The following is a 13,350-nucleotide window of genomic DNA, read 5'->3' as shown; positions in this document are numbered from 1 at the left end:
AGAGGATCATAACTCCCGTCAATGACATTATATCCATGTGCTCCGGTCACCGGGTCTGTCCAGAGATTCCCCGATAAATCGGGGTGATAGTAATCAATACCGGTATCCAGAACTGCAATCACCACATCCTTTGTCCCGGTGGAAACATTCCAGGCGTCAGTGACCTTCCCATCAGCTCCAGGTATTCCCGGCGTACTATTCGTTTTGTACACCTGGCCGGTATTGTATAATCCCCATTGATGCAGGAGATCCGGATCATCTGGAATCCTGTCAAACCTGATGGGATAATCTGGTTCTGCATATGCAACTCCTGGCTGGCTGGCAAAAAAACTCACCGACTCCTGAACGTCTCTCTCACCAGGCACCCGGACAAGGAAAAGACCGGGATAATTGAGATCAGCATAGTCAGTTACTACCTCTCCCTGAATTTCTCCTGCTAAAGAATGAATATCTGGAACGGTATTTGTATAGGAAGTAGCAAGTTTAACCAGAATCTGGGAGTATTCCGGAGCATGTTCGGCCTGTAAAAAAAGGTGATCAGATGATCCTTCATCGGCAACAAGGCCTGGAATGAAGCACGAAAAAAGCAAAAAAAGTATGATTAACCGGTTCATAATTTCCTTTTCGTGATTAAGACCTTAATTCTTTCGGTTTCTGCTAATCAAGAGATTCATGGCTTTCAAGTCGTCACAACTCCATCGTATTGGGATGGCAATGAGTGTCTCATGGTTTTCATTCTCCCTCTTCATGTAAAAATTAAGAACTCATGAGCCGATGTATAATGATGAATATATACACCACCTCATTTCATCCGGAAAGTCCTGATGAACCGGTTCCATGGTTTGAAATCGTAGAGAACGAGATTTACACAACCCTGTACCATCCGACTCATCCCCAGGAACCGGTCTCCTGGTATGTAATCCGTGACAAGAAGATTTTTACCTCACCTGACCACCCGACCAACCCTGATGAACCTGCTCCATGGTTTGAAATCAATAAAAACCTTATTTATCCATCAGAACATCATCCGACTCATGCAGAGAATGACCTGCCCTGGTTTGAAATTCGGGAGATATAAAAAAGAAAGGCCAGCTTTAGGCCTTATCCCAATGATACCAGCGAGCCTAATTCAGGGGGAACATCACCAAAACCTTCTGCAGGCCGGATTGGATCCTGGCCTAATCCTCGTAATACCTCTTTTCCTTCTTCACTCAGTATGAGCCTTATAAAATCGATGCCGGCATCCCTGTTTTGAGCATTGGTCGGGATGGAAACTGCAAAGACAATGGGCGGAGAGTGTTTCATTCCTGAACCAGTTTCAACTCCCACACTCCAGTAATTTTCCTGGAATTCAGGAATAGACAGATCTATCTCCTCCGGAAGGTTAATCATGGACAGCCCATGCTGATATGCACCTCCCTGGTAATTTAAGGTATAATCAACCGTGCTATTCTTTGTATAATCGAAGGCCTCGGTTGTAGTATTCAGAACCAGGAAATTACCATGGCTGTGAGGGTTTACTGCAGATACTATGGTTCCATTCTCAGATTCCATACGGGTAATGCCAGACTCTGGTGGAATGATGGTCTCGAATATCGGTTTTTCATAATGATCATCTGCAAGGCTCAAGGTCACCAGCGAACGCCAGCCTCTGGCATCGGCATCAGGATGCACGATAGCAGTTGTTACCTTTTCCTGGCTGAGAACATCATACCAGTTCTCCGAAGTTATCATGTCGGCATATGCACTTTCCGGGGTATAGCTCAGCACCATGGCACAATTGCCATACCTGATATCCCATGTGATATAGGATGGCATCAGCCCTTTTTCAAAGGACACATAATCAGGAACTATGAGAACATCATAACCTGATTCATTATTCTGTACCAGGGATACGAGATCACCGGTCCCGTTTGTTTTCACCGGAATCACCGGGATATCAGGATATTTGTCTTTGAAGAGTTCAATATACCCTTCCACCTGAGTCTCAATGGAAACCGGATAGAGTACCTGAAGGTCATGACTGGCAGTATCTGCAGAAACAAACCATCCCATGAGAGACAGAAGGAGCAGGAAACCTGTGAATACGAACCGCATGGGGATCATATCATTCCAGTTGATATCAGGGAATACTAATACCTGTCGATATAGAGAAAAAAAGAAGAGATTTAATATCCGCGAATTTCTGCCCTGACTTTTTCAAGGTTTTCAATCCGCTTTTCAAGAGCCGGGTGAGTTGAGAAGAGCCCTGCAAGAGTTTTTCCAGACAGGGCGGGGATGATGTAGAATGCATTTGCTCCTTCAGCTGCAACTTTTGCTTCAGGCGGAAGACGATCCATTCTTCCGCTGATCTTCTGAAGAGCTGATATCAGGGCATCCGGGTTATTGGTAATATATGCTGCTCCCCGGTCGGCTGCAAACTCCCGATACCTGGAGAGTGCCATCATGAGGAGCGTTGCAATAACCCAGACCACTGCTGCAACAATTCCTGCAATAATCCATGCTCCTCCCTGTTCCCGGTTACTGAATATTGAGGCGAACAGGAAGTTGTTCATGATCATGGATGCGATCATGGCAACAAAGCTGGCAACCGTCATGGTAAGGATATCTCGGTTTTTCACATGCGAGAGTTCATGTGCCAGGACCGCCTCAAGCTCATCGCGGTTTAATGTCTGCATGATAGAATCCGTTACTGCCACAACTGCATGATTCGGGCTTCTGCCGGTTGCAAATGCGTTTGGCATCGGGGAATGCATGACCGCAATCCGTGGCTTTGGAAGGTCTGCTTCTGTGCATAACTTCTCGATCATGCGGTGGAGATCCGGAGCTTCATCATATTCAACAATCTTCGAACCGGTGGTCATGAGCACCAGTCTGTCAGAGAAGAAGTACTGGACAAGGCCCATGACAACTGCAATCAGGACAATAAATCCGGATGGCAGACCAAGAGCCATAAGAATACCCATGAACACCAGATACACGAGTAAGAGCAGTGCCCATGTCAGGAGTATTCGTCCTGTAAGGCCTGCATCACGTTTCCACTTCATATCGGTCTAAGGTACTTTTATCTTTGAGGATAAAGAGTTATACCATCCGGATGTGTATATCTGTCGGAACAAAAGAAGAAAGGATTTATTCAGGGATCAGATATCGCCCGGAGCACTGCCTGATCAGGGCTTTCGCAGGGTATGACACCAGGAATGTCCCAGGTTGAAATCCCGTATACCGGGATCCCCGATTTCAGGGCGTAGGCAATCTCGGTTAATGTCCCGTATTCTCCTCCAATTGCAATTACTGCATCTGCGGAGCCAACCAGGATAAAATTTCGGGCATGATCCATCCGGGTTTTAATTATTACAGTAAGATAGGAATTTCCTTCTGAACCTGGAACGATACCGACCACTATACCTCCTGCATGGAAGGCACCACGACATGAGGCCTCCATAACTCCACCCCGTCCTCCGGAGAGAAGAACGGCCCCATGTTGTGCAAGGAGCAGACCAACCCGTTCTGCATGCAGGAGGGCCTCTTTCTCTGCCTCGGATCCTCCAATAACTGCAACCTGTCTACCCGGGTTTCTTATTCCATCACCCATTTTCATAACCATGACTTCTCAAAAGGTGAGAACTTTATCCCTACCCGACTCAGTATAATGAATCCTTCCCTGCAATAGATGGATCAATGACCCACTGTCGCATTCTGAATACGAATGGTCATGCCAGAGCCGGGGAGACGATCGTATCTGCATAGATACCCTTTGGAATGGTAATCTCAAATCTGGCCCCTTTTCCTTCTGTTCCGGTCTCAGCAATTGATATGCCGGTCAAAGCAAGGATCTCCCTGACAAGAAAAAGTCCAAGGCCGGTATGTTTCCCATGCCCACGGTCAAATATTGCCTCTTTCTCGTTATCCCTGACACCAATCCCGTTATCCTCCCATGAAATGGTGTACCCGTCCGGATGCCTGAATCCGGTAACCAGAATATGTGACACCGTTTCACCATGACGAAGGGAATTATCAAGGAGGTTGAAAAAGACTTTTTCCAGCATCGGATCAGCAAAAACAGAAATCTCTTCAAGATTGACGTCCAAAGTCAGCCCTTCTGGGATCTGCAGCCCCTTTATTATCATGACCGGGGATTGCCATGACGGCTCATGGATTCCCAAATCCTGATACAGCCGGGTAAATTCAATCTGCTTTTGAATGGCAGTCGTGGCTGACTCAAGGGTTTTGAAATAGTGGGATATGGAAGGATCACTGCATTCCATCTCTGCTATCTCGATTGCACCCAGAATGATGGTGACCTTATTTAAAATGTCATGTCTGGTGATACTATTCATGAGATTTATCTGCTTTGAGGCCTTCCGAAGAGATTTTTCTATCTGTTTCCGGTCGGTAATATCGCGAAGTGAGAGAAGGATTGCAGGATTATCCTCATAGTGTATCAGCTTTCCAATACTCTCAACCGTGACAGGCCGGCCTTGAGACGTAACCGCTTCATATTCGGCAATATAGGAGTCATGCCCTCGTGCAACTTCGGAAAAATCACGAATTACTGCCTCATGTGATTCAGGAGATATAAACTCCATGACATTCCGTCCCAGATTTTCAGGGATATCTGCAACTTCAATCATCTTTGCCGCGGCATTATTTGCAAAAAGAAGGGTTCCATGCAGATCAACAATAAGTATCGGCTCCAATGCATGGGTTACCAGGAACCGGTATTTTTCCTCACTCTCAAACAGGTCTTTTTTTGTTTTGTACCGCTCAACAACGTTATCGACGGTATAGGCAAGGTCTGAAAAAACGGTGGTCGGATCATTTCCTTTCCTGACATAGTAATCGGCTTTCTGCTCAATAGCCCGGATTACAACCTCCTCATCCCCCCTGCCGGTGAAAAGAATAAATGGAATATCTCCATGTATCCTCCGAACTTCAGTAAGGAGAGAGATTCCATCCATTCCTGGCATCATGTAATCTGAAACGATGACATCATATGAAGACTTTTTGAGAATATCCAGTGCCTCTGTAGCCGAAGAACACGTTGTTACAGAGAACCCTTTCCGTTTGAGAAAAAGAGAGGAGGCAACACAGAGATCCTCTTCATCATCTACATAGAGTACCGATACCAAAATCCTCACCCCCACCATCGCAAAGACGTATACCGGTTGTCCACCCCTCATCCCCCTTTGGTATGGACAAACGGGATATATGTATAGATGGATGAGTATTTTCCTTCATGATATATATGTATATGTTCACGAGTTCGGAGAAAGCAATCAACGGCAGAAAGGATTCCAAAATAGATTTTAGGCAGATATATTATATTTGCTCTTGCCAGCTCCCTTTGGACAGGGCAAATATTTATTGCTCTCGTATGCCTCATAATGCAGAAGAATCATATGATCAAAAAAATGATTTCTGTAGATAAGGAATCCTTTGAGTGTAAAATCCTTAATCCAATCGAATACTGGCTTTGGAAATTCCGGTACGTCTCATTTCTTGCAGTAATTTTCTGTGCTATTGCTTCAGTCGCCCTCTTTATCATGGGCACCCTGGAGATCATCCATCCGGTTAAGGAAATCCTCTTTAGTATTGCAGGTATGACATCAGATCATGCAACTCTGGAGAATGAAGAGATTCTCAAAGGATTTATTGGAGCACTCGATCTCTACCTGATTGCAGTATTCTTTCTGATCTTCAGCTTCGGACTGTACGAACTGATTATTTCAAAGATCGATGTCGCACGGGATACGTGTGATGATGTCGAGCACCCCCTTCTTCAGATAACCTCACTGGATGAACTGAAAAGCAAGATCATAAAAGTGATCATCATCATCCTCATGGTTGCATTCTTCAAGAATGTCATATCTATGAAGATGATTGCCGTCAGTGATGCCCTGCTCCTTGCACTTGCGATACTTGCCTTGTGTATCGGGTCATACTTCCTGACAAAAGAGCATTGAAAGGCTTACGAAATCATTTTTTTAGTTCCTCAATCATATCGGACGATTTTCCTGCACGATGGAGTGATTTTTTCTGATATGAGGACTTTGATTTTGAAAGACAAATAAATTGATAATAAATTGAAGAAAAAAGAAGAGATTAGTAATTATCGCACCAGAGCTCAAAGTATGCCTGTGCATGTGCACAAACCGGGCATGGATGTGGTGCTTCAGAACCATCGTGGACATACCCACAATTTCTGCATTTCCACCTGGCAGGAGTATTCCGCTTAAACACCGTTCCCTGCTCGACTGCTGCGAGGAGTTTGCGGAACCGCTCTTCATGAGATACTTCCACCTTTGCAATGTGACGGAATGTCTCTGCAATCTCTTTAAATCCTTCCTTCTCTGCAGTTTCTGCAAATCCGGGATAGAGAGATCCCCACTCATGACTCTCACCATCTGCTGCGGCCTTAAGGTTTTCTGCAGTTGTTTTTATCATTCCTGAGGGATATGATGCGGTAATTTCTGCATCTCCACCGGGGAGTAATTTAAAGAAGAGCTTTGCATGTTCCTTCTCATTATCCGCAGTCTCGGTAAAGATTGCAGAGATCTGTTCATATCCTTCTTTTTTCGCAACACTTGCAAAGTAATTGTATCGCATCCGGGCCTGGGATTCCCCTGCAAATGCTGCAAGGAGATTCTTTTCGGTCTGGCTTCCTTTTAACTCCATATTGATCAGCCTCTGTCATAACATGATGTGTTATGTCGTACAGATAATAATCTGCTCTGGGTCAATAAATAGATGACAGATGAGAATATACAATAGAGGTAATATGACAGCCGAACCATTCTTCTTTATCATCGCCCCCTTTTTTATTGTCCTCACCATCCTTGTGATCGGCCTGTTCCTCTTAGTTTTTCTGTTCTTAAAAAACCTTGATAAATCGGGTGGGTATAACTTGCTGGCTGAACACTGGCCGGCCAGTCTGGAACCTTCGGGTGCGGTGTTTTCACATCAGACCCTTGGGGTGGGGAAGATCTGGTATAAGAACTGTGTGAAGGTGGTAATCTCACCGGAAGGGCTCTTCATCGCTTTAGGATTTCCTTTCAGCATTGGATCCCTCATTCAATCAGAACGGGGAAAAAGTGTCCTCATCCCATGGGGATCAATAGAGTTCAGACAGAAAAGGAGTGCATTCTGGACAACGATGTATGAATATGCGGTTCAAAGTGAAAAGCCGATTATTATAACCGTTTCAAAACAGATCGCCCACTCATTCCCTGAATACTTAAAACCACCAACATGAGGAGTGATGGAGGGTTCAGCCTTTTTTCAGGACAATTTTTTCAAAACGTTTTTTTATTGCCGGATCTGCACAACATTCCTCAATAAATTCGACTACTCTAAGGAGCCTATCATATGATTCCGGGGATAATCCATGCTCCATAATACAGGCATCATGATCTGCAATGGATCCATCTACCCCGATAAGTTCAAGGAGGGTGCGAAGGACGGTGTGAGACTGCCTGGTTCTCTCTGCAATACACCGCCCTTGCTCAGTCAGGGTCACTCCCCCGTATGGTTCGTAATTTACCAGCCCTGCATCCTGTAATCGCTTAAATCCGTCGGTAACGGTGGCAGGGGTGATGTGGAGTGCATTGGCAATGTCCCGTGATTTTGCATATCCCTTCTCTTCGGAGATTTCAAAGATCACCTCAAGGAGGTCCTCATTTCTTCTCGTAACTTTCTCTTCAGTCATAATCTTAAAAATGGACGCTCGTTATCGCATGCGAAATTGCAGATAGGTTTTATTTTTCATGTACCTTATATCCTTTAGAAATATCCGGCTCAACTTCTCCCTGAACGTTTCGCCATATCAGATATTTCTGTACTCCTCGAAATTAAAATAGAATTTCATGTTGTTTCCCAGCTAACTCTCGTGCTATTCGTGCAACATATCTTCCCTGATACCGTGCCCCTGCACGTTCGTTCGCAGATGGAAACCGCTGCCCAGTGCCTCCTGCTATCGTTGAAGCTCCATATGGTGAACATCCGGTAATCTCATCCATGGTGGTCTGGCCGGTAAAGGTGTATGGTAATCCTGCTATGATCATCCCATGATGAAGAAGGGTGATATGCATCGAGAGGATGGTTGATTCCTGACCGCCGTGCTGGGTTCCACTACTTGTAAAAACGCTGCCTACTTTCCCGGCAAGTGCTCCACGACTCCAGATTCCACCGGTTGCATCCAGAAACGATCTCATCTGGCCGGACATATTGCCAAACCGGGTCGGTGTCCCAAAGATAATGGCGTCGGCCTTTGCTAGTTCATCAGGAGTTATCACTGGAAGTTTTTGAAACTCTGTCTGGAATGACTTCGCTCCCATCTTTTCGATAACTTCATCAGGTAATGTCTCCGGAACCCTGAATAATTCGGGCTCAAGCCCGGCATCACGCACCCCCTCTGCAACAGCCTGAGCCATTGCATGGACATGCCCATAGAGTGAGTAATAGACAATGAAAACCCTTGCTGACATATTACCAGTTGAGGGATTGTTCATCCTACAAACAGAAATAGATTCGGATCTCAATGGATAAGAAGAGTGGGTACGCGTATAATCAACGGAAATATCATTCATAAAGAGATAAAAAACCTGATAAACAGAGAATATCGTGACGTGTCAGAATTGGATTGTATAAAAGAAGACCGGTAACAATGGTTTGGTCATAATTTTATATGGTATACCGGTCAGGCTGATGCATTTACCTGCAAAGGCAATTTATTCGAGGAATCTTAATGTTGGACCTACCTATTTTGTAACCTCCAGACATATCCGGTTATACCGGTTGTCTGATCAAAACTTCGTTTTTTGGTTGATATGAGAGGTTCCCAAATCTTTTTTAAAAATTTTTCTCAGCATCTCTCACGACCCATTAAGGATTCACCCATTTTACTGATGTCATCTATTCACCTTCCATGAGATTTATTAGATGATGGAAGTCACAAAAAATTATGTGGAAATTGAACTAAATCCTAAATAATTGTACAGTAGGTATACCAGTTATCCAGATTTTTTTCATGCATCAATCGTGCAAATCGTGCAAAAATTGTGCATGAATCGTGCAAATCGTGCATTGTCACACCTGTTGATCACTAATATGTCTTACTATTCACTCAATCATTCGGATTTTTAAGGAAATATTTCGTTGCTCTTCCTTTTCCTTTTCGCTCCAGAAGACCACGATCCATGAGATCTGAAAGTTCATATTTTGCAGTTCTGGAAGAAACTTCAACCAATTTTTGATATTCACCACTGGAAATACTTTTATGCTCTTTCGTATAGAGAATTGCACGTATTTGACGCTCTTGTAAACCTATTCCTGTCAGATAGTCAATACTTATAGGATCTTTTCGAATGACAATAGTAAATCCGAACCTATCAGAAGAGAAAACAGGTTCTGAAAGTCCATTACTTATACAGGCATTAATCATTCGATGTATCCCTGAACCATACTGTTCCACAAACCCTGCCAGATAAAAAACTTTTGCCATCAGAGGATTTCTAAGCACTGAATGAGGTGATCTCTTTAGATCATCAACGCTGATTCCTGGAGGAAGACCCCCCGGATTATGCATCCACAGATGGTCATCATACACCTTGACTACGACCTGTTGACCTTTCTTAAAATAATCCCGGTGAATTAGGGCATTGACGAGTGCCTCACGAATGGCCTCACGGGGGTAGTCCCATATCTCCTGTCGCTCCATCTGAGCACTGGTTATCTCATACCGGACATTCATGAAATTTCGAATCGCCTCTTCCCCTTCCTGGAATTGCTGAAACAAGTTACCCTCTATCCATCGGTCACCAGTGATTGTCGTCGGGTCACGAAACCTCCCTACCCTAAGCACATACTCAGAAGAATAGGAAGGTTGTTTCTTTCCAAATAGGAGATACTGGGCATTATTCAATTTTCCATTTGTAATCAGACCTAACCGGGTGAGAACTGCGTGAGCAGGTTCTAGGTCATCCGCAGCCGACAGCCGTCCGGCCCTGATTGCTAATCCCAGGAAAAGTCGTACAGTCTCCGGATCAATATCATCAGGACTATGATTTGAGGAAAGACCATCCCAAGAGACGTCTCGGATAAAAAACTGCCGTAAATCCTCTCCTTCCATGATTCTTGTTGTATTCCCTACCCGTGAATAATATCGTCCCTCATACGCAATCGGAATCAGACTCTTTTTTACAGCTATTCGGATAATGTTTTTCCCTTCAATCTCTACACAATCAATTGACGGATGTATCCCAAGAGAATTTACAATCGTATCTGAAAGCTCTTTAAGATCACTATTCAGGCACCGGCATCCCAAAACCTGCCCTGAATCGGAAACACCAATGAACACAAAACCGCCCTCTGTATTTGAGAAGGCCGAGAGTGTTTTAAACATCGCTCCATTTGGCTTCTGCTTAAATTCTATCTCTCCGTTCTCTATACCAGATAACGCCTCACTAATTGATCGCACCCTCTCATTCAAAACCGAAATATACATCACCTTCTTGAAAATTCTCTATCATCACCAACCAGTCCCCCACATTCTGGACATTTTCCAGTAAGAAGTATTATTTATTAGTTAGAAATACCTCAGATTTGGGACGAAAGAATTTGCGGAAACCATGCATTTTCTTATATGCATACTGTTACCTTTTTCCTTTTGATTTCAAGGCTTTGTATCAATATTAATCCATCTGATCAATGAATCCTTTTAGACAATTCTTCTATTCTGATTTCAATTAAGTTTATTGTTGCCCACAAAAGAGATAATCACCCCACATCCAGAGAGAGTCGTTCAGGCTGGTTTTTTTAATCCGCATAACATTTGGAATATACATGGTTTAATCACCTTTTTCATGGTCATGAAAATGATGCAGGTCCGGGGTATGAGAATGGGTATGGGAAGCCCGCTCATGTTCATGGGTATGGGCATGGACAACTCCTTTCATAGCCGGATCATGGTGATGATCATGATGCCCATCTTCATGACTGTGCCGGTGCTCATGCCTGGACGAACCATGAATATGACGATGATCATGATCTTCGGTGGCAATCAGCCATGCTCCAATGGCCATCAGTGGCAGACTTATTAATATCTGGAATCCGGGGTTCTCACCGGGGAGTGGAAGAGAGAGGGAGAGACCGATAAATGGAGCTGTTGCAAATAATGCACCGGTCCGGGCTGACCCCAGAACTCTCATGGCCCGAATGACAAAGAATATCGAAACCCCATACCCCAGACACCCGATGAGTAGAACTGCCGGGACAATTATCAGGGACGGAGCCGGTTCTCCGATAGCATACCCAAGGCAGACACTAAATATTCCGGCTACAAATCCCTTGATCATGACAATCTGGGCGGGTTCCTTTCCGGATATTACCCGGGTGAAATTATTGTCCAGACCCCAGCAGAAACATGCCAGGATGATGAGAATTGAACCTACTGACAGCCCAAACGTTCCTGCAGGATCATATGATAAAACCAGGCCACCAAGAGCGACTGCAATAATGGCATACAGCCCCCGTCTTCCCAGCGGTTCACGAAATCCAATCACGGCAATCAGGGTTGTGAAAGCCAGCTCAGCATTGAGGAGCAGAGATGCAGTTGATGCCGGAGTAGTAGTAAGACCGACCATACAGAGGATGGGGCCGATGATGCTGCCAAAGGCAATGATCCCAAGAAGCCAGGGAAGATCAGTCCGCCGAATAGGAGCCTCGCTCCTCCCTTCCGGATTTGTAAATCTCCGTATCACAAGCCCCCCGGCTCCGGCTCCCAGATACAGAAGCCCGGCAAGAGTGACCGGACCTATATCATAAAGGAGAATTCGGGAAGCAGGAATTACTGCACCAAACAGGGCAGCGGCAAGGAGGGCCATCAATATCGCGTCCCGATTGCCAGGTTGCATGATCATATTTAGTATTTGAGATGAGATAAGCTCTATCCAGCCTAATTTTTCGGAATACTTAATCTAAAATAAATATTTTTGATTGAATGCCTTTTCGAATATTAATCGCATCACAGGAGCATGCAAGTACCAATATCTTTTTCAAGGAATTTTTTTTTTTCTACATCTGTATATTACTAATATATACTTTGAAGACAATCCATATATTACTGATATATGGATCCATTCTCTCATCACAACCTTGAAACCGTCCTGATAAATCAGATTCAACGGTTTAAAAATTCCAGTATGGGAATACGAAGAAGGATTGACTTTTCAAAGTATGTGAACCACCCACAAATAATTGTAATAACCGGGGTTCGAAGATGTGGGAAATCCACCCTGCTCAGACAACTCGCTGACTTTTTTCCTTCGTATTTGTATGTTAACCTGGATGATGAAAGATTTGCAGGGATCGGAATTCATCATCTTACTGAGATAATGACAATATTTGAAGAGAATAATCCAGGTATTCGAACCATTTTCCTTGATGAAATTCAAAACATTCCAGAATGGGAGAGGTTTGTCAGGCGGATTCATGATGACGGATATCAGATTTTTCTAACCGGATCAAATGCGCAACTCCTGAGTTCAGAACTTGGAACCCGCCTTACCGGCAGATATGTTACCATATCACTCTGGCCATTCAGATTTGATGAATATTGCAATAGCATGGGAATATCAGAATTTCCACAGGGAACACAAGCTGAAGCAGAAGTTCAGCGATTATGTGTAAAATTCCTGGAAGAGGGAGGATTCCCTGGTTTTCTACAATATAAAGATCCGGAAATATTACATCAGGTTTTTGAAGATATTATATACCGTGACATAATCGTCCGGTATGGAATTCGCGAAATTCTTCCCTTTCGTGAATTGTGCAGATACCTCTATTCTAATCTGACTCGAGAGGCGTCATATCAATCTCTGGCAAAATCTATTGGCTTGAAAAACCCGATGACTATCAGGTCATGGATAGGATATCTTCAGGATTCCTTTCTCATATCTGAATGCTTTAAGTTTGATTTTTCACTCCGGCGTCAGCATGCCTATCAGAAAAAGATGTATGGGATTGATACCGGCCTTCGAAATACGGTATCTTTCAGATTTTCAGGCGATACCGGATTATTGTTTGAACAGGCGGTCTGGCTGGAATATACCAGCCGTGGACATGAACTGTTCTGGTTTAAAGCTGACGGTGAATGTGATTTCTTAACTTTTAACCAGGGGAAGGTCACCACCTGTATTCAGGCATGTACTGAATTGACTATGGAGAACCAGGAAAGGGAGATATCCGGATTGCTGGAGGCCATGAAAGAAACGCAATGTGATAATGGGATTATTCTGACTATACGACAATATCAGGACATGATTATCGATGGAACTCCGATTAAGATCCGTC

General features: G+C 44.1%; 14 protein-coding genes. 4 read left to right on the top strand and 10 right to left on the bottom strand.

Features of this window, described 5'->3' with window-relative positions:
- Positions 1-614, bottom strand: a 614-nt coding sequence (locus tag LDL35_RS02590; RefSeq protein ID WP_304019217.1) for a S8 family serine peptidase, incomplete at its 3' end; no start/stop codon positions are given.
- Between the two features lie 152 nt (positions 615-766).
- Between LDL35_RS02590 and LDL35_RS02585 the strand changes: the two genes are divergently transcribed.
- Positions 767-1,078 (top strand): hypothetical protein, encoded by a 312-nt coding sequence (locus LDL35_RS02585; protein WP_304019215.1) that lies wholly within the window; start codon positions 767-769, stop codon positions 1,076-1,078.
- Positions 1,079-1,101: 23 nt separating this feature from the next.
- Here LDL35_RS02585 and LDL35_RS02580 read toward each other — a convergent pair whose 3' ends face one another.
- The 4 genes from LDL35_RS02580 to LDL35_RS02565 form a co-directional block, all read right to left on the bottom strand.
- Positions 1,102-2,097, bottom strand: a complete 996-nt coding sequence (locus LDL35_RS02580; protein ID WP_304019214.1) for a substrate-binding domain-containing protein — start codon at positions 2,095-2,097, stop codon at positions 1,102-1,104.
- Positions 2,098-2,168: 71 nt separating this feature from the next.
- Positions 2,169-3,047: a zinc metalloprotease HtpX gene (gene htpX, locus LDL35_RS02575; RefSeq protein WP_304019212.1), complete on the bottom strand. Its 879-nt coding sequence runs from the start codon at positions 3,045-3,047 to the stop codon at positions 2,169-2,171.
- Between the two features lie 89 nt (positions 3,048-3,136).
- Complete coding sequence (locus LDL35_RS02570) at positions 3,137-3,607, bottom strand: TIGR00725 family protein (RefSeq protein ID WP_304019210.1); 471 nt, start codon at positions 3,605-3,607, stop codon at positions 3,137-3,139.
- 106 nt (positions 3,608-3,713) lie between these two features.
- Positions 3,714-5,183 (bottom strand): response regulator, encoded by a 1,470-nt coding sequence (locus LDL35_RS02565; RefSeq protein ID WP_304019209.1) that lies wholly within the window; start codon positions 5,181-5,183, stop codon positions 3,714-3,716.
- 219 nt (positions 5,184-5,402) lie between these two features.
- Between LDL35_RS02565 and LDL35_RS02560 the strand changes: the two genes are divergently transcribed.
- Positions 5,403-5,966, top strand: a complete 564-nt coding sequence (locus LDL35_RS02560; RefSeq protein ID WP_304019207.1) for a YqhA family protein — start codon at positions 5,403-5,405, stop codon at positions 5,964-5,966.
- Positions 5,967-6,105: 139 nt separating this feature from the next.
- Here the strand turns inward: LDL35_RS02560 and rbr are convergent, their stop codons facing one another.
- Entirely contained in the window at positions 6,106-6,678 is a 573-nt protein-coding gene (rbr, locus tag LDL35_RS02555; protein ID WP_304019205.1) for a rubrerythrin, read from the bottom strand.
- 103 nt (positions 6,679-6,781) lie between these two features.
- On the opposite strand from rbr, the gene LDL35_RS02550 reads away from it, so the two are divergent.
- Positions 6,782-7,255 carry a hypothetical protein gene (locus LDL35_RS02550; RefSeq protein ID WP_304019204.1) on the top strand — a complete coding sequence of 158 codons (474 nt, stop codon included), beginning with the start codon at positions 6,782-6,784 and terminating at the stop codon, positions 7,253-7,255.
- A 15-nt stretch (positions 7,256-7,270) separates the two neighbouring features.
- On the opposite strand, the gene LDL35_RS02545 is transcribed toward LDL35_RS02550, so the two are convergent.
- The 4 genes from LDL35_RS02545 to LDL35_RS02530 all read right to left on the bottom strand — a co-directional run bounded on the left by LDL35_RS02545 (position 7,271) and on the right by LDL35_RS02530 (position 11,912).
- Positions 7,271-7,708 carry a metal-dependent transcriptional regulator gene (locus LDL35_RS02545; RefSeq protein ID WP_304019202.1) on the bottom strand — a complete coding sequence of 146 codons (438 nt, stop codon included), beginning with the start codon at positions 7,706-7,708 and terminating at the stop codon, positions 7,271-7,273.
- A gap of 142 nt (positions 7,709-7,850) precedes the next feature.
- Entirely contained in the window at positions 7,851-8,486 is a 636-nt protein-coding gene (wrbA, locus tag LDL35_RS02540; RefSeq protein ID WP_304019200.1) for an NAD(P)H:quinone oxidoreductase, read from the bottom strand.
- Between the two features lie 638 nt (positions 8,487-9,124).
- Complete coding sequence (locus LDL35_RS02535; protein ID WP_304019198.1) at positions 9,125-10,477, bottom strand: ATP-binding protein; 1,353 nt, start codon at positions 10,475-10,477, stop codon at positions 9,125-9,127.
- A gap of 370 nt (positions 10,478-10,847) precedes the next feature.
- Complete coding sequence (locus LDL35_RS02530) at positions 10,848-11,912, bottom strand: DMT family transporter (RefSeq protein WP_304019195.1); 1,065 nt, start codon at positions 11,910-11,912, stop codon at positions 10,848-10,850.
- Positions 11,913-12,128: 216 nt separating this feature from the next.
- Here LDL35_RS02530 and LDL35_RS02525 point away from each other — a divergent pair.
- On the top strand, positions 12,129-13,350 hold a 1,222-nt coding region (locus LDL35_RS02525; protein WP_304019193.1), incomplete at its 3' end, for an ATP-binding protein.

It is taken from the genome of Methanospirillum hungatei, assembly GCF_020216685.1.
GTDB lineage: Archaea > Halobacteriota > Methanomicrobia > Methanomicrobiales > Methanospirillaceae > Methanospirillum > Methanospirillum hungatei_B.
Note: the sequence above shows the minus strand (reverse complement) of the source record. Positions and strands in the feature narration are given on the sequence as shown.

Excerpts from the sequence above, each read along its gene's own strand:
- LDL35_RS02585 (WP_304019215.1), top strand. The coding sequence starts at position 767 with ATGAGCCGATGTATAATGATGAATATATACACCACCTCATTTCATCCG.
- LDL35_RS02565 (WP_304019209.1), bottom strand. The coding sequence starts at position 5,183 with ATGAGGGGTGGACAACCGGTATACGTCTTTGCGATGGTGGGGGTGAGG.
- rbr (WP_304019205.1), bottom strand. The coding sequence starts at position 6,678 with ATGGAGTTAAAAGGAAGCCAGACCGAAAAGAATCTCCTTGCAGCATTT.
- LDL35_RS02550 (WP_304019204.1), top strand. The coding sequence starts at position 6,782 with ATGACAGCCGAACCATTCTTCTTTATCATCGCCCCCTTTTTTATTGTC.
- LDL35_RS02530 (WP_304019195.1), bottom strand. The coding sequence starts at position 11,912 with ATGCAACCTGGCAATCGGGACGCGATATTGATGGCCCTCCTTGCCGCT.
- LDL35_RS02545 (WP_304019202.1), bottom strand. The coding sequence starts at position 7,708 with ATGACTGAAGAGAAAGTTACGAGAAGAAATGAGGACCTCCTTGAGGTG.
- LDL35_RS02580 (WP_304019214.1), bottom strand. The coding sequence starts at position 2,097 with ATGCGGTTCGTATTCACAGGTTTCCTGCTCCTTCTGTCTCTCATGGGA.
- LDL35_RS02560 (WP_304019207.1), top strand. The coding sequence starts at position 5,403 with ATGATCAAAAAAATGATTTCTGTAGATAAGGAATCCTTTGAGTGTAAA.
- LDL35_RS02570 (WP_304019210.1), bottom strand. The coding sequence starts at position 3,607 with ATGGTTATGAAAATGGGTGATGGAATAAGAAACCCGGGTAGACAGGTT.
- htpX (WP_304019212.1), bottom strand. The coding sequence starts at position 3,047 with ATGAAGTGGAAACGTGATGCAGGCCTTACAGGACGAATACTCCTGACA.
- wrbA (WP_304019200.1), bottom strand. The coding sequence starts at position 8,486 with ATGTCAGCAAGGGTTTTCATTGTCTATTACTCACTCTATGGGCATGTC.